We start from the raw sequence: 18,073 nt of genomic DNA on the forward strand, positions 1-18,073 counted from the left end.
GGCGACGCTCCCCATTTGTCATTCTGAGCGAAGCGAAGAATCCCGGATCTTTCTTCCTCCGATGTCCAATCGCCTCCTGTCGCGCTCAATCCTTCCAGAGATTGTTGGCCGCGTATTTCAGCACGACGTCCACGCACGACTCGCAGTAGCCGTTTTCGAGCAGGTTCTTTACCATCGAGCCGTACTTCTCGCCTTGCTCCTCGTCGCGGGTGCGCGCCTTGGTGATGATGCGCGAGATGTCGCGCACCGACGTCATCAGCTTTTTCTCGATCGCTTCCTTCAGCGGCTCGTAGCTCTTGTAGCTGATCTTTTCGCCGCGCCGCGAAGTCGCCCACAGGTACGCGATCACTTCCTGGCGGAAGCCGTCCGCCGCCGATCCAATGATCGCGATCTGCTCCTCGATCGACTTGAGGAAGCCCTCATCCGGCGCCAGCTCTTCTTTGGTATTGCGATCGCGCACGCGCGTCTTGTTCACGTACGCCTCGGCGTGATCGAGATAATTCTGGAACAGCGATTCCGCCTGCTCCTGGTACGAATACACGAACGCGCGCGTGATCTCTTTCTCCAGCAGGTCGAGATATTCCTTGTGTAGCGTGTCCTGCAGGAACTCCAAGTACTGCTTCCGCGTATCGTCGGGCAGGTCGCCTTCCTTGGTCATCGCGATCAGCGACTCGCGCACGTTGATCGGATTGATGCAGTTGCCGGTGACGTTGTCCGACAGCGCGTTGTCCAGCGCCTTCATGATGAACCGCGTCGAAATCCCCGACATCCCTTCGCGCTTGGTGTCTTCCTTCAGTTCCTGCACGTCGATCTTCTTGGTGCGGCCCTTCTCGACCACTTCCTCGCCGTTGTAGAGGCGCAGCTTGGTCATCAGGTCGCACTTCGAGGTCGGCTCGAGCCGCGAGAGAATCGCGTACATCGAGGCCAGCTCGAGCGTATGAGGCGCGACATGCGCGCGGAAATCGGAGTTGCGGATGATCTTCTGGTAGATCTTCACTTCCTCCGACAGGCGCAGGTTGTACGGCACCTTCACCACCACGATTCGATCGAGGATCGCTTCGTTGGTGTGATCGGCCTTGAACTTCTGCCATTCGGCTTCGTTCGAGTGCGCAACGATACACGTATCGACGTACACCATCCCGTGGCGGCCGGGCGCCGGGATCACCTTCTCCTGCGTCGCCGTGATCATCGCGTGCAGGTACTCGGTTTCGTTCTTGAATACCTCGATGAACTCGACGATTCCGCGATTGCCGACGTTCAGCGCGCCGTTCAGTTCCAGCACGCGCGGGTCGCCCTCGGAATACTGGTCGAGCTTCGAGATGTCTTCCGATCCAATCAGCACCGACGTGTCCTGGTTGTTCGGATCGACTGGCGGCACCACGCCGACGCCGACACGGTTGCGCTTCGAGAAGTTTCGCGCCGCGACCGGGAATTCCTCGTACCGATTGCCGAACTCGCTCTTCAACCGGTAACGGCAGACGGGGCACAGGTCGCCCTCGATATGAACGCCGAGCATCTTCTCGAACTCGCGCCGCAGATGGCGCGGGATCAGATGCAGTGGCTCTTCATTCATCGGGCATCCTTCGATCGCGTAGATCAGCCCGACCTGCTCGAGCCCGCGCTGAATCCGCTCGACCAGCGAACTTTTGCCCGAGCCGACCGGACCCATCAGGTAGAGCACCTGGCGGCTTTCCTCGCCCTTCAGCGACGCGGAATGGAAATAGCGCACGATCTGCGAGATCGTCCGCTCGATCCCGAAGAATTCCTCGGCGAAGAAGTTGTAAACCTTGAGCGGTTCGTCCTTGTAGAGCCGCTTGGTGCGCGAGTCGTCGGTGTCGTGCAGGGCGCGAGTGCCGAGCGAAATGATCAGGTCATAGATCCGCGCGTGCGCGAGCTTGGTGATTGTCGGATCGGACTTGAGGACTTCCAGGTATTCGAGGAGGTTGCCCCGCCATGCCTTCGATTCGCGCGCGGCGCGGTCTTCTTTAATCACTCGCTCGAAGTGGTTGAGATCCGCCATCGGCTATCTCCTTCGGTTAAGAGTATGTGGGGCCAGTAAGCTTACAGGGAAAGCTGCAGTGGAAGTTACAAACGGTCGGGCCGTGCTATTTGGATAGCCCATCCTGATTGTCAGTATAACGGAGCAAATCACCTCCAACAAGCAAGAAGGTGTGCCAACGGACACATCCATGCACCCCAGTCACGCCGTGGCGCACCGGGATGACGAATCACGCCCGACGGACTGACTTCGCGACAAACAGCCTAAGCTTCTGCCGCGTAAGAGACGGGCACTCGATCGGTAATTTCGAAACGACCGTGTTCCTTTCTCACGCGAGCGGCAAAAATCGAGTCATCATGCGCAAAAGATAGCCAGCACTTGCTGCCCGATGCCTGTTCCAGATACCGCGCCTTTTCTTCCATCGACCGCAACGCATCGAGGTCGTATGCCTGGTTCCACGGCCCGCGCATATGCGATCGCGTCGGCACGATATCCGCCAGATGCACGAAACTGTCGGCCCCGTCCTGAACCGCGGCGATCTGATGGTCCGCGGTATGCCCGCCGGTGCGGACGGCCATCACGCCCGGCACGATCTCGGTATCGCCGTCGATTGCCTCGAATTGCCGCTCCGCGATCGCCACGATCTCGCCGGCGGCCTTGTATGCGGCGCGGAGCCGTTCGTTTCGCGGATTCTTCGCGATCGCAAGTTCGCCCTTCTGCACGAAGATGCGCGCGTTGGGAAATGACGATTCTAGCACGCCCGACTCGCGCCTCCTGACGATTCCGCCGCAGTGATCGAAATGCAGATGCGACACGATTAGATGCGTCACGTCGCCCGCTTCCATCCCGAGCGCGCGCAGATGGTCCAGCAGCCACCCCTCGCCATGATCGAAAATCTTACCTTCGACCGCGCCGAGCCGATTGCCGATTCCAGTATCAACCAGCACCGCATCTCTGCCCTTGATGATCAGCGGGCAAGTGAGATTCAGCCGGATGCGATTCTGCTCGTCGGGCGGATGTTCCCGCTTCCACAGCTCCCGCGGCACCACGCCGAACATGCATCCGCCGTCGTTGCGCCAGAGGCCATCGGTGAGGAACGCAACGGTGAACGATCCGATCGCGATTTTGGGCGGCGTATGATGCATCGTAATGTCCTAGCTCCCAACCAACCACAATCCGAGAATCATCGCGATACCGCCCATCGAGAGAATTGCGATATGCACGCGCAGCATGGTGCGCATCGCACGCGGCGCCGCGCCTTCGATTCCGCGTCCCAATTCAAAACGCATCGCGGGGATTGCGCGCATCGCGACGCCGAGCGTCATCAGCATCGCGATGTACAGCACGATCTTTACGCCGAGCACGTAGAGAAACGCATGCGAGAGCGATCCCGCGCGCAGTTGGAATACGCGGCCCAGGTTCAGCATCCCGGTGATCACCAGCAGCACCGCCGCGAGCATCGCGCACGCGTTGATTCGCCCCGCGCCTCGCTCGACGAAACTGCGCTGCTCCTCGCTGCCGGCTACGAGTGCGAGGCCCGCGATCGTAAAACTTGCCGACGCCCCCAGCCAGAGCGCGCCCGCGATCGCATGGGTCCATAAAATCGCCGTTCCGAACAATCGCCAGTCCCATTCCTGTCCAGTTCAGTGCGAAATTTTACCGTTCGATGAATCTCATTTCGCGAGTCTCGATTTACACCGCTCGATTGTTTGGTGCCACCGCCACTTTTGGGTTAAGTAACCAATTCGGCGAAGCACTGAATCGAATCTGTTAATCGCTTAATCGCAGAGCGCGGTTTCATCAGCACGCGAGCCGCGGAGGTACCGACGATGCTCAATCCATATATCGAAGCCCACGAATTGCGCGAGATGGTCATGAAAAAAGACCTCCGCCCGCGCGAGGTGGCGCAGTTTTTCATCGAACGCGCGCAGAAGCTCAATCCTAAGCTCGGCGCATTCATGACGCTCACGCCCGAGCGCGCGCTCGCCGACGCCGATCGAATCGAAAAAATGACCGAAGCCGAGCAGCGCCGCGCACTCATGTTCGGCGTGCCGTACTCGATCAAGGATCTCAACTGGACCAAGGACATCCGCACTTCGATGGGCTCGAAGAACTACGAGAACTTCATGCCGCCCACCGACGACGAAGTCGTGACGCGCATGCGCAACGCCGGCGGAATCCTGCTCGGCAAGACCACGACGCCCGAATTTGGCGGACGCCCGACCACCGAAGGCGGACTCTGCCCGCCGGCGCGCAATCCGTGGAACCTCGAGCATACAGCCGGCGGTTCGAGCGGAGGCGCGGGCAGCGCGCTCGCGGCAGGACTCGGCTCGCTCGCGCAGGGCAGCGATGGCGGCGGCTCGATTCGCATCCCGGCCGCATGCTGCGGCGTCGTCGGCATCAAGCCGTCGCGCGGACGCATCTCGATGTCGCCGGTCGCCGGCGAAGCGTGGGCGGGCTTCGCGACCTTCGGCCCGATGGCGCGATCGGTGCGCGACGTCGCCACGATGCTCGACGTTTTGCACGGCCCCGTCGTCGGCGATCCATACTGGGCGCCCGAGCCAATAACGTCGTTTCGAGCCGCGTGCGACATTTCTCCGCGCCATCTGAAAATCGGGATGATCTCAACGACCTCGCTGTCGGCGGTCGATCCGGAAACGATCGCGGCGCTCGAATCCGCCGCCAAAGCTCTCGAGGACATGGGCCATCACGTCGAGCCAATCACCTGCGATCCCGGTGGCCGGATGGCCGATATCGTGATGCCACTGATTTGCGCGGGCATCGGCTCGGTGCCGGTTAATGACATCACCCTGGTCGATCCGGTGGTTCGCGAATTGTGGGAAGCCGGCCAGAAGATGACCGCCTCGCAGTACATCCTGAACGTCACCCAGATGCACAACATGGCGCGCGAGGTGGTGCAGGAACTGGCGCCCTACGATTGCGTGATCTCGCCGGTGACCAGCAGTCCCGCGGTTAGGCTCGGCACCTTGCCATCGCATCCGGGCAAATACCTGATGGAGCTGACCGCGTGGATTCCATTCACGTTTGCATTCAACGCAACCGGCCAGCCCGCGTTTTCGGTGCCCAACGGATTCAGCAAAGCGGGCCTGCCGCTCGCGATGCAAATCGTTGGGCGTCCCGCGGACGAGGTGACGATTATCGGGCTCGCCGCTCAGTTCGAAAAGGCGCGTCCGTGGAACAACAAACATCCGCAACTCGACTGACGAGCCGCGTCGGCGCCGCAAATTAAGCGAGGATCAACGATGCTCGATCCATTCATTGAAGCGACCGTGCTCCGCGCGATGGTGCTGAAGAAGGAAGTTCGCCCGCGCGAAGTTGCCGAATTTTTCCTCGAACGCGTCGCGCACCTGAACCCGCGCCTCGGCGCGTTCATCACCGTCACCGCCGAGCGCGCGCTCGCCGACGCGGACCGCCTCGAGAAAATCAGCGCCACCGACGCGTCGAAGCTGCCGCTCTTTGGCGTCCCTTACTCGCTGAAGGATTTGCTCTGGACCAAGGATATCCGCACCACGTTCGGTTCGAAGAATTTTGAGAATTGGCACGCGCCCGTCGATGCGGAATTGGCCGTCCGACTTGCGCACTCCGGCGGAATCCTGCTCGGCAAAACGACCACGCCCGAGTTCGGTCTCCGCCCGACGACGGAGGGCGGGCTCTGTCCCGCGGCGCGCAATCCCTGGAATCTCGAGCATACCGCCGGAGGTTCCAGCGGCGGTTCGGCGGCGGCGGTCGCCGGCGGATTGCATCCAATTGCGCAGGGCAGCGACGGCGGCGGATCGATCCGGATTCCGGCGGCGTGCTGCGGCCTCGTCGGCATCAAGCCGTCGCGCGGTCGCGTCACGATGGCGCCGCAGGCCGGCGAAGGATGGGGCGGGCTTTCGACCACCGGCCCGATCGCGCGCACCGTCCGCGACGCCGCCCTGATGCTCGACGCGATGGCCGGCCAGGTCCCCGGCGATCCCTACGCCGCGTGGCCGCCTGCGCGACCGTTCTTCGAATCGGCGTCGATCCGCCCGAAGAAACTTGGCCTCGCGCTGATCACCGAGTCCTCGCTCGGCACAGTCGATCCCGAAACGCTCGCCGGCCTCGATTCCGCCTGCGCGATTTTTCGCCAACTCGGCCACACCGTCGAGCCAATCGCGATCGACCCGGGCGCGCGCCTCAACAAATTTGCGCGCGTGATCGTCGGCTCGTCGGTCGCCGCGCTCGACATCCCGAATCCCGACCTGCTCGATCCGGTCGTGCGCGGCAGCTACGACTGGGGCAGCCGGATCTCCGCCGCCGACTATGTTCGCGCGATCGCCGGGATGCACAATACCTCGCGCGAGATCGTGCAGGCACTGATGCCCTACGACGCGCTGCTCGCGCCGACGCTGACGCAGCCCGCAGTGCGAATCGGTTCGATGCCTGCCAAACTCGAAACCGGCGCAGACGAGATCTACGCCTGGATCGCATTCACGTTCCCGTTCAATTCGACCGGCCAGCCGGCGATCTCGATGCCGAACGGCTTCTCTCAGGCGGGACTACCGCTCGCGATCCAGATCATCGGCCGTCCCGGCGACGAAGGAGGGATCATCGCGCTCGCCGCGCAGTTCGAGGAAGCGCGCCCGTGGCACGGTCGGCGTCCGACGCTCTGACCGGCTGACTGCCGATCAAAAATCTGCTTCGTCAAATTTGACTCGCGACTATCACAATTGCGCGGCGTCGTGATCGACGTTGACTGCCTTGGAAGAGCGTTCGTACCATTTTGACACTGGCTGACCGGCATCATCGCGCGATTCGCGCCTGGATGCTCGCGCTGGTTCAGCGAGCGGAACGAAAGGGGGATCGCCATGAGAATATTATCATGGCTCACGCGCACGATTGCGGCAGGTCTGCTCGTGCTCGAGCTGTCAGCGACGCTGGCATACGGACAAGCGGTCTGCGATCAGCAGGCAAGATTCAACCGCCCCATTCTGCTCGGCACGTCAGGCGGTAACATTAAGTCGTTCCAGCGCAACAAGAAAAAAATCTACTGCTTCGGCGGGACGCTCGGCTCGCTCGTGCAGGATTCGGCGGGGCAATACATCCTCAGCAACAATCACGTGCTCGCGCGCACCAACCGGGCCAAGGCGGGCGAATCCATCGTGCAACCCGGCCTGATTGAGACTCAATGCAAGGCTGTCGGCGGCAATCGCGTGGCCACCCTCAGCCGCACCGTCAAGCTGACCTTCAGCCGAGTCCGGCAAAATACCGTTGACGCGGCGATCGCCCGGATCAGCGCAGGCGACGTGGATGCCGACATCAGGAACATCGGCGCGATCGCGAATTCGACCGCAGCCGCCGCGCCCGGCCTCGAAGTGCAGAAGATGGGCCGCACCACTTGCCTGACGCTCGGCATGGTTAGCGCTGTCGCGGTCAATGCAACCGTCGGCTACGACGATTTTCATCCCGAGCGCAAGCACGCAAATTTCGTGAATCAAATTCTGATCACCGGCATGAACTTCTCTGCCGCCGGCGATTCGGGCTCGCTGATCGTGACGCAGGATCCGTGTCCGCAAGCGGTCGGTCTGCTCTTCGCGGGCTCCGCTGACGGCTCCTCGACGCTCGCCAATCCGATCGGCAACGTGCTCCGCGCCTTCTCCGTCAAGATGGTGGGATCGTGTGTCGCTCCCGCCGCCTCGGCCTCCGCCGCCACCGAACTTGCTCAATCCGGAAACGTTGGCGTAACCAGCGAAGCCGTCGCATCGGCGGCGGCTATCCGCACCAATCGCAATGCCGAGTTGATGCGAATCCCCGGCGCGGTCGGCACCGGCATCGCTATCGGCGATCGCGCCGGCCAGGCCGCGATCGAAGTGTACGTCACCAAGCTTACGCCGGAGATCCAGGCCGCGGCGCCAACCAGCCTCGACGGCGTGACAGTCCGCCTGATCGAGACGCACGGCTTCGTCGCGTACTGATAGCTCGGTCGCGCCGCTGCCGATTCCTACAGCTTCGCCGCAGGCTCGATCCAATCCTGCGCGATTTTCTCGAGATCCTTCACCAGTTCTTCTTCGGCGCGCGGCGGTCTCAGATTCACCAGCACGACTTCCTCGACGCCCGCGTCGCGATAGCGCTTCAGGTCATCCTTGGTGATCTGCTTGGTGTAGGGCGATACCGCGAGCTCGACGTCCGAGAGCTTGCGGCCGTTGGCTTTGAGCAACTGCTCGAGCCGTTTGATCTTCGCCGCCGCCTCGGCCGGCGTGAGATTGAAGCCGACCCACCCGTTGCCGTATTCCGCGACACGCCGCAGCGCCGGACCGCTCTCGCCACCAAAAAATATCGGCAGCTTCTCCCCTTGCACCGGTTTCGGATTCGAACGCACGCCTTCAAAATTGACGAACTCGCCGCGATAGCTGCTCAGATCGTCGCCCCACAGCCGGCGCATCGCGTCGATACATTCGCGGGTCCGATGCGCGCGCCGTTCCCACGGAATTCCGATCGCCTGGAACTCCTCTTCGAGCCATCCGATTCCGACGCCGAGAATCGCGCGGCCGCCGCTCAGAAAATCCAGCGTCGCGATCACCTTCGCCAGCACCACCGGATTGTGCTCCGGCACGAGGCAGATTCCCGTCGCGAGCCGAATCTTCTTCGTCGCCGCCGCCATCCACGTCAGCGACAGAAAAGGATCGAAAATCGGCGCGTTGGTCGGCGCCGGCAGAACTCCATCCTGCGAGTACGGATATTTCGACGAGTACTTGTCGATCAGCACCACGTGCTCCGGCACCCACAACGTCGATGCGCCCAGGCGCTCCGCGTTCGACGCAAGGCAGCTTAGCAGCGCGCCGCCGATCATCTTGCCGGTGCTCATCGCGAATATTCCGATTTTCATTTTTTCAGCTCCTGAAGAGAATCGCGTGGCCGATTGATTAGGGCCGTGCTTCGAGGATCAAATTAAACGGTGTCGCCGTCGCAAGTCTGACGCGCGAAAAGCCGCCCGCGTTCAGCACTTCGCGGATGCGCGCTTCGCCCGCCTGCGCCCCAAGACCGAGTCCGACTTCCTGCGATAGCGATCCGGGCACACAAATCGTGGTCGAAGCGGCATAGAAGATCCGCCCGATCGGATTGAAATTATCTTCAGTTCGATCGCCCGCGAATGGCTCGACCACCATCCAGGTCCCGCCAGGCTTGAGCGCCTGTTTGACGTGAGCGCCGGCCCCGACCGGATCGCCCATATCGTGCAAACAATCAAAGAAGGCGACCAGATCGTAGCTGCCCGGAAAGTCCTTAGCCGATGCGCGTTCGAATTTGACCCGATCGGCGACCTCTGCCTCGCGCGCACGTTCTCGTGCAGCCAGGATCGACGGCTCGTGATAGTCGAAGCCACAGAACTGCGATTTCGGAAAGGCCTGCGCCATCAAAATCAGAGAAGCGCCGTGACCGCATCCGACGTCTGCGACGGTCGCGCCGCGTTCCAGTTTTTCCTTGACTCCTTCGAGCGCGGGGATCCATTCGGAGACGAGATGCGCCGCGTAGCTGGGACGAAAAAATCTCTCGGTGCCGCGAAACAGGCAAGCGTCATGCTCGTGCCATCCGACCCCGCCGCCACTACGGAACGCGTCGGCGACTTTGGGTTCATCGCGCACGGCGGCAGCCGCGATTTCATACATGGCGGGAAAAAACGCCGGGCCGTTTTCGTCGGCCAGCAACAGCGCCTGTTCCGGCGACATCGAGTAGCGCGCGGACGCCGGATCGTAATTGATGTAGCCGGCGGCGGCTTGCCCGGCGGCCCATTCGCGCACATAGCGTTCGGCGGTGCCCGTGCGCGACGCAAGCTCCGCCGAGGAGAGCGGTCCCGCCGATGCGAGCGTTTTGTACAGCCCGAGTTTGTCGCCCAGCAATACCAGCGCGGCGCCCATCGCAGCGCCAACGTCGCCGAGCATCTTGCCGATCATTTCCTGGAGTTTTTTTTCGTCGACCTGCATGATGATTTCTCCTGCGCAAGCCTGCGTCGCGCTCTGAGAAGGAAAGCGTAAGTGATGTATCGAGCGTTCGTCAAATGAACGCGTGGCTGCGAGTTTTGCTACTTTAACGAATCCAGAAAATCGACAATCTGTGCGATCGCATGCTCGAGGTTCTGCTTTTCGGTGCGGCCGGATCGCGCGCGCGGCTTGAACGAATGATCGCCGTCCTCGATCCATTCAACCCGGATCGTGCGCGACAGTTTGTACCCTTCGACTTCTTCCGGACTGCCGAACGAATCGCGCGTGCCCTGCAGTATTAAAGCGCGCGTGCGCAGCTTTTGCAGATGCGCGATGCGCGGCACATCAGGTCTCCCGGGCGCATGAAACGGATAGCCGAGACAGACGAGTCCGCGCACTCCCGCGTCGTCCGCAATCATGCTCGCCATCCGTCCGCCCATCGATTTGCCGCCGATCACCATCGTGTCGGCGTTTCCCAGTTCCGCGATCACCGCGCGCCACGATTCGAGGAGCACCGGCGCGAGATCTGGCGCCGAGCGCCGGCCCGTCGCGCGTGTCTTTTGCATATAGGGAAATTCGAAGCGCGCGACTCGCGTATCCGCGCGCGAATCCGCGACGCCTTCCGCGACGATGTTCATGAATCTGGAATCCATCGGCGCACCAGCCCCGTGCGCGAGCACCAAGGTCAGCGCCGCTTTTTTCGGCCCGTTGATCAGCAGCGATGGCGCGTCGTGCGATTCACTCATTTTCGATTCCCGCCGATTTTTTTTGCGCTCGGCCTACTTGACCGGCGGAATCGGCGTGCCGCCTTCCGCGCTCGATTCGTAACACGCCTCGACGATTGCCATCGTCTTGAGCGCATCATCGACGCCCGAAATCAGCGTCGCATCTTCGCCCGCCGCGTAGCGCTGCAGATTCGACATCGGTCCTTCGAACGCCTCGAGAAACCACGAACCCCGCAGCGGAACCGCCGACCAATCTGAATCGGTTGCCGCGATCTCGAGCGTATCTGACTCGCCGGCCGGGTAATTGAGATTCACTCCCATCTGCGCGATCGCCGCCGCGCGCGTGCCTTCGATCTTAAGCTGCGACATCGCGTATCGGCCGCCAAATCGATGCGCATGATTCATCGTGAGGCTGCATCGAATCGTGTCGCCATAATCAAGAATGATGCTGGTGCGAGTGTCGGCGTATTCGCGCATCTCCGGATGCCGCACGCCGCGGCAATAAACGCCGCGCGGTTGACCGAGAATCGATCGAATCAGATCGATGTAGTGAATCGAGTGCATCAGCACTTCGAGCCGCGGAACATTTTTTAGAAACGCCCAATAGTTCCACGGCGTGTGCAGATTGATGCGCACTTCGACGTCGAGAATATCGCCGAACAGTCCGCGCGCGAGCGCGTCCCTGATCGCGAGCATGTTCGGCGCGAAGCGCAACTGAAAATTGACCTTTGCAACCAGGCGGCGCTCGCGGCAAATTTTCGCGATCCGCCGCGCATCGGCAAGGTCGCGGCCCATCGGCTTTTGAATCAGCACCGCCGCTCCGACCGGCAGATGTTCGAGCACGCCCGCGACGTTTGCCGGCGGAATCGCGATGTCGAATACCGCTTCCGATACCGCAGCGGCCTCCGCGAGATTCGTGAATACGCGCGGCAGCGAAAATTCCTTGGCGCGTTCGCGCGCGATGTCCGCATTCAGATCGAAAATGCCGGCGACCGGAAATTCAAGGCGCCCATAGATCGGCAGGTGAGCGTCGCGCACGATACTGCCCGCGCCGATCACGACGATCGGTTTGGGCGCGGTCGGCCGCGGCCATGACTGCGTCAGCTTCGTGAATTGCTCTGCGATTTCAGTCGTCATCGCGGCTCGCCTTCGGCGCAGTAATCATCCGCGACGACGCGCACGATAGCGGCGGATCAATGTATTGGTCGAACTGTCGTGCGTCAGCGCAGGCTCGGCGCTCGCTTCCAACTCCGGAATAATTTTTTGCGCGAGCACCTTGCCCAACTCGACACCCCACTGATCGAATGAATCGATGCCCCAGATCGCGCCCTGCGTGAACACGCTGTGCTCGTAGAGCGCGACCAGTTTGCCCAGCGTCGCCGGCGTCAGTTCATCGGCGAGAATCGTCGTCGTCGGACGATTGCCCTCGAACACTCGATGCGGCACTAGCCAGTCCGGCGTGCCCTCGGCCTTCACTTGTTCGGGTGTCTTGCCGAATGCGAGCGCTTCCGCCTGTGCGAACACGTTCGACAGCAACAAATCGTGATGTCGCCCGACCACATTCAGCGGCCGGCAAAATCCGATGAAGTCGCACGGAATCAATTTCGTCCCTTGATGAATCAACTGGTAGAACGAATGCTGTCCGTTGGTGCCCGGCTCGCCCCAGAAAATCGGTCCCGTCTGATAATCCACCGCCGCGCCGTCGAGCGTGACGTGTTTGCCGTTCGATTCCATCGTGAGTTGCTGCAGATAGGCGGGAAACCGCTTCAGGTATTGTTCGTACGGCAGCACCGCGACGGTTTGCGCGTCGAAAAAGTCGTTGTACCAGAGACTAAGCAATCCCATCAGGACCGGCAGGTTGCGCTCGAACGGCGCGCTGCGAAAATGCTCGTCCATCGCGTGAAACCCGGCGAGCATCGCGCGAAAATTGTCCGCCCCGATCGCGATCATCGTCGAGAGACCGATCGCCGAGTCCATCGAATACCGGCCGCCGACCCAATCCCAGAAGCCGAACATGTTCTTCGTGTCGATGCCGAATTTCGTCACCTCGGCCGCGTTGGTCGAGACCGCGACGAACTGTTTCGCCACCGCCGCTTCATCGCCGAGCTTGCCTATCGACCACTGCCGCGCCGTATGCGCATTGGTCATCGTCTCGAGCGTCGTGAAAGTTTTCGACGAAATGATGAAGAGCGTTTCCGCGGCGTCGAGATCGCGCGTCGCCTCGGCGAAATCAGTGCCGTCGACGTTCGACACGAATCGCATCGTGAGTTTGCGATCGCTGTAATGCCGCAGCGCCTCGTATGCCATCACCGGCCCGAGGTCCGACCCGCCGATTCCGATATTGATGATGTTGCGAATCGGCTTGCCGGTGTGGCCCTTCCACGATCCGTCGCGAATCCGCGCCGCAAAATCCGCCATCCGATCGAGCACCGCGTGCACTTCCGGCACCACGTCCTTGCCATCGACCATGATCGATTCGTCGCGCGGTGCCCGCAGCGCGACGTGCAGCACTGCGCGCTGCTCGGTGACATTGATCTTGTCGCCGCGGAACATCGCGTCGATGCGCGCGCGCAGTCCGCCCTCCTCGGCCAGCGCGATCAGCAATCGGATCGTCTCGTCGGTCACGCGATGCTTCGAGTAGTCGAAGTAAAGCTCGACTGCCTCGACGTTCATGCGCTCGCCGCGCTTTGGATCGTCGGCGAACAAGGTCCGCAGATGGCGGTCGCAAATTTGATTGTAGTGCGCCTGCAACGCCTGCCATGAGGAACGATCGCGGAGCTTTGTCGTCGAAGCCATCTTGTTGCCTCCTGTTTGAAAATCAGCCGGCGATCGAATTCGCCGCGGTCACGCCGTCTTTTGCGTTCCCGATGCGTGAACGCGCCATCGACATTCCTTGCGGCTGAAGTAGCTGGAGCAAAATTAGCGCCGCGGGTATCACAAAAAACATCGAGCCCGGCACCCACATGATCGCGCCCGCCACTACCTGGTCCTCGAGCGGAGAAATTCCGCCGACGCGGGGCGCGTTCGCATATAAAGGATAGAGCAGATGATTCGAGAAGGTGAACAACGCCGCCAGCGCTGAGTTTTGCGCGTCGGCGAGCAGCAGGTACGGAATCATCGTCCAGCGCGGGCCTCGCCGCAGCGCTGGCCACGGTTGAACTACTGGCCACCAAAACATCAGCGCCGTCGCGAAAAAGCATCCGTGCTCGACCGCGTGCCACGCCTCCGATCTGAGCGCGAGTTGGAAAAAAACCGGCGCATGCCAAATCCACGTCGCGGCCGCGAATGCAATCCACGCGACCGGCGGCGACGTCAGCCAAATGAAAAGCGCGCGCACTCGGCGCGATCGAAGTATCGGGCCGAGCACCGCTTTGCCGAGCCTCGGCGGCAGTCCGCGCAGCATCGGAATCGCCGGCCAGCCAGCGAGAATCAGCACCGGCGCCGCCAGCATCAGCATCAGATGCTGAATCATGTGAACCTGCAGCAACAAGTCGTCGAGCGCCGCCATCGGCGACGCGATCGCGATCAGCAGTATCGCGATACCGCCCAGGAACGCGGCCAGCCGCGCCAGCGTAAATCGCGTCGGCATCTGCGCATGCAACTTGCCGAAACCGCGCGCGTAAATCACGGCGATGATCAGCAGCGTCGCGACGGTGCCGCGCGGGATAGTCCATGAATCCAGCGCCGATTTCAGGATTGGGTTCACGCGCTACTCATGACGATCGGTCACGATCGATCGACGGCAATCGATTACCGCGACGATAAAGGCGCCGCGGGTTGCGCCGAATCGCGCGCCGGAATCTCATGCGCCGGATGCATCGTCGCGAGAAACGCCACGATCGCATTGACTTCGGCCGGACTCAAATTTTTTCCATAAGCCGGCATGTTGCCGCCGCCCTGCACGATCTGCCGGATAATTTCGTCGCGCGTGAGCCGCGACGCGGTGTCGTCCAGCGCCGGTCCGCGCAGTCCGCCCTGGCCGCCGAGCGAATGACAGTTGCGGCACTGCTTGTATTGAATCAGCAGCGCACCCTGAAGTTCGAGTGGCGTGCGCCCTTTGACGTAGTCAGTTGGAACCGGCGCTTGCGTCCACGCTTCCATCAGCGGCGACCATGGCGAGTAAGTGCCGAGCCACGTCAGCGTGCCGATCGCCAGGAAGATCAACGTTACGATGACGATCGCGAAGGGGCGGCGCCGCCAGCTTTTCTCTCCGGTGCCCGAAATGAAGGGAACGGCGAACAGCAAACCGATCGCGATCGGCGGTCCCACCAGCATCAGGAAGGTTTCCGTCCATGGCGGCAACAGCGCGAAAACTGAGAATAGCCACAAGAAGAAAAAATCGGGGCGCGGCACAGTCTGGATTATAGTCGGATCGGGCTGGCCGTTTGGTCCAATCGGTCCCATCACCGCCGCCACCACCAATAAACTTAAAATAATCAGTCCCGCAAAAACCAAATCCTTTTGCGCGGCGAACGGAAAGAACGGTTCTCCATCCTTGTGTAATAACTCCGCATACTGCTCGCGATACTTGTCTCGAGTGACTATTCGACCAGGCATCGGCCATTCGTTGATTCCGAGCCTCAGCACCAAAAACAGATGCAGTCCCACGAAGCCGAACAACAGCCCCGGAATCACGAATACGTGCAGTGCGAAAAATCGCGACAACGTCTCGCCCGCGATGATCGGGCCGCCGAGGATCAAATCGACGAGTTTAGGCCCAATTATCGGCGATCGGCCCGCGATCGATGCGCCGATTCCGAGTCCCCAGTATGCGTCCTGATCGAAGCGCAGCACCTGCCCGGTGAACGCCATGCCGAGCGTGCATAGCATCAGCACGATGCCGGCGATCCACGTCAGCTCGCGTGGATACTTGTGCGCGCCGAACAAAAATACCTGCACCATATGTATCAGCATCAGCGCGACCATGAAGTTCGAGCCCCAGCCGTGCAGCGCGCGAATATACCATCCGAGCGGTTGATGGTAGTTCAAATATATTAAACTTTCCCATGCACCGTTCGCCGCGGGTGTATACACAGTCGCTAAACATATTCCCGTGACGATCTGCATAATGAGTACTACTAATGTCGCGCTGCCGAATATGTACCACCAGCTCGCGGAACTGCGCGGCACCGGATGCTCAGCGACTTCGGCAATAGTAGATCCGAGGCCGAGCCGCTCGTCGAGCCAGGCGCCGACTGACTTGATTCGATGCATCAGCGGCATCTGAGGTTTCCCGCCCTGCAATTCATGCGGTGGGTTGGCCGAGCGTGGGCATCTCGCCCGCGCGCACCCATAACTGGCCGGCTTCGATTTTGTGCTGATACTGATAGAGCGGACGCGGCGGCGGCCCCGACGCGTGCCGGCCGTCGGAATAAAATGCGCCGCCGTGACATGGACACATGAACAGTTCCGATTCGGCGAACCATCGCACGGGGCATCCGAGATGCGTGCAGTTGATCGCAAACACCTGGAAATCGTCGCCGGAGGTGCGCCGCACCCAGCACGGGATGTTCGACGTTTCGCCGTCCCACGGCTTTCGAAACGGGTTCACATATTCGGCGAGTCGCGTTTGATTCTCGGGAAAGTTCGTCAGCGGCCCCAGCGAGATCCATTTGAGCCAGATGAATTTGCGCGCCGGTGAAAGTACGTAGCCCAGAATCGGAATCGCGAACAGCGCCACTGCGATCGCGTTGATCGCGACTCCGAGCCGCAGTAGAAACGTCCGCCGCGAAGTCAGTTCGGTCGAATCCGCAGAATTCTTTTCGTCGTTTTCCGCCATCTGATGCGATTCGTTCCTCTTTAATGGATTGCCGCGTTCGAGGCGCTGAGCTGCGACGCCGGCCGTTTCGACGCCATCCACGCCACCACGTCCGACACCTGCTGCGAGTTGAGCGCTTGCCCCGCTGGATAGCCCTTCCAATCCGGATGCCCCAAGTCGGGCCTCCCCGCGATTATCGTTGCGCGCAAATTCTGATCGCTGACCAATGCGAGGAACGACGCATCGATAATCGATCCGGCCGCCGCGCCTTTGCCGTCGGGCCCGTGGCACGATTGACAATTCGCCGCGTACACACGCGCTCCGCGATTTGGATCGCCGGCCGCATTGCTCGCGTAGGGCGGGGTGCCCGCTCCGGCATTGCTGTCGCCGCTCCATTTTTTGCGTATTCCCGCGACCAGCAAATCTATTTGCTGATCGGTGAGCGTACCGCCCTGCGCGCGCAGAAACGGCGGCATCGCAGTGCCCGCAGTTCCATTGGCGATCACACGACGCATCGACGCGTCATCCACGATCGCCAAATAAACAGGATTGTTGAGCGCGATCGCCGGCCCGAGTTTGCCGTCCGCGCCATGACATCCCACGCAATTCTCGCCGTACAGTTGTCCGAAGTCGGTAATCGCTGACGGCCTGAGCGGCATCTCAGCCTCGGTCGGACGTCCCGGCATCCAATCGCATCCCGCCAGCAACGCGATCGTCATCGACACGCACGCGATCGCGCCGCGACGAATGCGACCCCGCGCGATCACTTCTCCGGCTCCCGCTCAATTCGCTCGCGCATGATTCCCGGCGATTCGATTCCGCTTCGCACCGCGAACGGCAGATGCTGCAGCGTGCGCACCTTCTCCGTTCGATCGACCACGTAGCCGGCGACCGCGCCGAATGCGATCTGGCACAGGATAAACCAGCGCCATTCGATGCGCGCGTCGAGCACCGGATTGATCACCGAGAGCGACGCCCACAAAAGGCCGGTCCATAGCAGCGGCGCAACGATCGCGGCGAAGAATGCCGGATAGCGCGGCGCCATCGGCAGCAGCACGCCATACAGCAGTCCAATCAGGATGGACGCGACTCCATGAATCACCAGCGCGACGATGAAGGCCGATGGAATGAACGACGAAAGTGTCGCGGCGTTCGCGTTCGCGAGGTCCGCCATTCCCGTCGCGGCGAGAATGTTAATCGTGTACCAGGGACTTCCGTGCAGAATCATTCCGTGCACGACGGCCAGCGCCGCCATCACGACTCCGCCCGCGATTCCGCCCTTGATTCCGGCGCGGTACGGATAGATCTCGAGCGGCAGAACCGCGCGATGGCCCATCTCGCCGACTTCGAGATACGCGACTGCGACTTTCGCGCGCGGGACCTCGAGCGCCGGCGTCACGGCGATCGATTCGGTATGCTCGACCGGCAGCACCTCGCCGAACCACCCGACGATTCCCACGATTGTGAACACGATTCCGACAATCGTGACCGCGACGCTGGTGACGAGTCCGGCGAAGCTCAGTGTCAGACCCACCGCCATGAGCATCGGCCACGCCGTCGGCGCCGGCATTTCGATTACAGTCTGCTCGTGCCCGCGATTTCTCTCGTCATCCATTTGTCTAATGCGACTGGC

General features: G+C 61.4%; 16 protein-coding genes. 3 read left to right on the forward strand and 13 right to left on the reverse strand.

What is annotated here, in order from left to right; translation table 11 throughout:
• Positions 1-85 precede the first annotated feature (85 nt).
• The 3 genes from Q7S58_RS08210 to Q7S58_RS08220 form a co-directional block, all read right to left on the reverse strand.
• Positions 86-2,020 (reverse strand): hypothetical protein, encoded by a 1,935-nt coding sequence (locus Q7S58_RS08210; RefSeq protein ID WP_304823286.1) that lies wholly within the window; start codon positions 2,018-2,020, stop codon positions 86-88.
• 242 nt (positions 2,021-2,262) lie between these two features.
• Positions 2,263-3,144, reverse strand: coding sequence for an MBL fold metallo-hydrolase (locus tag Q7S58_RS08215; protein WP_304823289.1), 882 nt, complete (start codon positions 3,142-3,144; stop codon positions 2,263-2,265).
• A 9-nt stretch (positions 3,145-3,153) separates the two neighbouring features.
• Positions 3,154-3,618: a hypothetical protein gene (locus Q7S58_RS08220; protein ID WP_304823292.1), complete on the reverse strand. Its 465-nt coding sequence runs from the start codon at positions 3,616-3,618 to the stop codon at positions 3,154-3,156.
• A 210-nt stretch (positions 3,619-3,828) separates the two neighbouring features.
• Here Q7S58_RS08220 and Q7S58_RS08225 point away from each other — a divergent pair, with 210 nt between their 5' ends.
• The 3 genes from Q7S58_RS08225 to Q7S58_RS08235 all read left to right on the forward strand — a co-directional run bounded on the left by Q7S58_RS08225 (position 3,829) and on the right by Q7S58_RS08235 (position 7,956).
• Positions 3,829-5,223: an amidase gene (locus Q7S58_RS08225; RefSeq protein ID WP_304823296.1), complete on the forward strand. Its 1,395-nt coding sequence runs from the start codon at positions 3,829-3,831 to the stop codon at positions 5,221-5,223.
• A 39-nt stretch (positions 5,224-5,262) separates the two neighbouring features.
• On the forward strand, positions 5,263-6,654 hold the full coding sequence (locus tag Q7S58_RS08230; protein ID WP_304823299.1) for an amidase: 1,392 nt from the start codon (positions 5,263-5,265) through the stop codon (positions 6,652-6,654).
• 195 nt (positions 6,655-6,849) lie between these two features.
• The gene (locus Q7S58_RS08235) at positions 6,850-7,956 is read left to right on the forward strand and encodes a hypothetical protein (RefSeq protein WP_304823302.1); all 1,107 of its coding nucleotides are present in this window, start codon (positions 6,850-6,852) and stop codon (positions 7,954-7,956) included.
• 26 nt (positions 7,957-7,982) lie between these two features.
• On the opposite strand, the gene Q7S58_RS08240 is transcribed toward Q7S58_RS08235, so the two are convergent.
• From Q7S58_RS08240 to Q7S58_RS08285, 10 genes are all read right to left on the reverse strand, one after another.
• Complete coding sequence (locus tag Q7S58_RS08240; RefSeq protein ID WP_304823305.1) at positions 7,983-8,867, reverse strand: LLM class F420-dependent oxidoreductase; 885 nt, start codon at positions 8,865-8,867, stop codon at positions 7,983-7,985.
• Positions 8,868-8,904: 37 nt separating this feature from the next.
• Complete coding sequence (locus Q7S58_RS08245) at positions 8,905-9,963, reverse strand: class I SAM-dependent methyltransferase (RefSeq protein ID WP_370655485.1); 1,059 nt, start codon at positions 9,961-9,963, stop codon at positions 8,905-8,907.
• 95 nt (positions 9,964-10,058) lie between these two features.
• Entirely contained in the window at positions 10,059-10,703 is a 645-nt protein-coding gene (locus Q7S58_RS08250; RefSeq protein WP_304823311.1) for an alpha/beta fold hydrolase, read from the reverse strand.
• 33 nt (positions 10,704-10,736) lie between these two features.
• Entirely contained in the window at positions 10,737-11,819 is a 1,083-nt protein-coding gene (locus Q7S58_RS08255) for a Gfo/Idh/MocA family protein (RefSeq protein ID WP_304823315.1), read from the reverse strand.
• A gap of 24 nt (positions 11,820-11,843) precedes the next feature.
• Complete coding sequence (gene pgi / locus Q7S58_RS08260) at positions 11,844-13,478, reverse strand: glucose-6-phosphate isomerase (protein ID WP_304823318.1); 1,635 nt, start codon at positions 13,476-13,478, stop codon at positions 11,844-11,846.
• 22 nt (positions 13,479-13,500) lie between these two features.
• Positions 13,501-14,388 carry a cytochrome c oxidase assembly protein gene (locus Q7S58_RS08265; protein WP_304823321.1) on the reverse strand — a complete coding sequence of 296 codons (888 nt, stop codon included), beginning with the start codon at positions 14,386-14,388 and terminating at the stop codon, positions 13,501-13,503.
• Positions 14,389-14,432: 44 nt separating this feature from the next.
• Entirely contained in the window at positions 14,433-15,905 is a 1,473-nt protein-coding gene (locus Q7S58_RS08270; protein WP_304823322.1) for a cytochrome b N-terminal domain-containing protein, read from the reverse strand.
• Between the two features lie 22 nt (positions 15,906-15,927).
• Complete coding sequence (locus Q7S58_RS08275; RefSeq protein WP_304823325.1) at positions 15,928-16,461, reverse strand: ubiquinol-cytochrome c reductase iron-sulfur subunit; 534 nt, start codon at positions 16,459-16,461, stop codon at positions 15,928-15,930.
• Between the two features lie 20 nt (positions 16,462-16,481).
• Positions 16,482-17,207 carry a cytochrome c gene (locus Q7S58_RS08280; RefSeq protein ID WP_304823328.1) on the reverse strand — a complete coding sequence of 242 codons (726 nt, stop codon included), beginning with the start codon at positions 17,205-17,207 and terminating at the stop codon, positions 16,482-16,484.
• Entirely contained in the window at positions 17,204-18,055 is an 852-nt protein-coding gene (locus tag Q7S58_RS08285) for a hypothetical protein (RefSeq protein WP_304823331.1), read from the reverse strand. Before Q7S58_RS08285 ends, Q7S58_RS08280 begins: the two co-directional genes overlap by 4 nt.
• Between the last annotated feature and the right edge of the window lie 18 nt (positions 18,056-18,073).

Source organism: Candidatus Binatus sp., from assembly GCF_030646925.1.
Taxonomy (GTDB): Bacteria; Desulfobacterota; Binatia; order Binatales; family Binataceae; genus Binatus.

Excerpts from the sequence above, each read along its gene's own strand:
- Q7S58_RS08275 (WP_304823325.1), bottom strand. The coding sequence starts at position 16,461 with ATGGCGGAAAACGACGAAAAGAATTCTGCGGATTCGACCGAACTGACT.
- Q7S58_RS08215 (WP_304823289.1), bottom strand. The coding sequence starts at position 3,144 with ATGCATCATACGCCGCCCAAAATCGCGATCGGATCGTTCACCGTTGCG.
- Q7S58_RS08250 (WP_304823311.1), bottom strand. The coding sequence starts at position 10,703 with ATGAGTGAATCGCACGACGCGCCATCGCTGCTGATCAACGGGCCGAAA.
- Q7S58_RS08240 (WP_304823305.1), bottom strand. The coding sequence starts at position 8,867 with ATGAAAATCGGAATATTCGCGATGAGCACCGGCAAGATGATCGGCGGC.
- Q7S58_RS08230 (WP_304823299.1), top strand. The coding sequence starts at position 5,263 with ATGCTCGATCCATTCATTGAAGCGACCGTGCTCCGCGCGATGGTGCTG.
- Q7S58_RS08210 (WP_304823286.1), bottom strand. The coding sequence starts at position 2,020 with ATGGCGGATCTCAACCACTTCGAGCGAGTGATTAAAGAAGACCGCGCC.
- Q7S58_RS08270 (WP_304823322.1), bottom strand. The coding sequence starts at position 15,905 with ATGCCGCTGATGCATCGAATCAAGTCAGTCGGCGCCTGGCTCGACGAG.
- Q7S58_RS08225 (WP_304823296.1), top strand. The coding sequence starts at position 3,829 with ATGCTCAATCCATATATCGAAGCCCACGAATTGCGCGAGATGGTCATG.
- pgi (WP_304823318.1), bottom strand. The coding sequence starts at position 13,478 with ATGGCTTCGACGACAAAGCTCCGCGATCGTTCCTCATGGCAGGCGTTG.
- Q7S58_RS08235 (WP_304823302.1), top strand. The coding sequence starts at position 6,850 with ATGAGAATATTATCATGGCTCACGCGCACGATTGCGGCAGGTCTGCTC.
- Q7S58_RS08255 (WP_304823315.1), bottom strand. The coding sequence starts at position 11,819 with ATGACGACTGAAATCGCAGAGCAATTCACGAAGCTGACGCAGTCATGG.
- Q7S58_RS08285 (WP_304823331.1), bottom strand. The coding sequence starts at position 18,055 with ATGGATGACGAGAGAAATCGCGGGCACGAGCAGACTGTAATCGAAATG.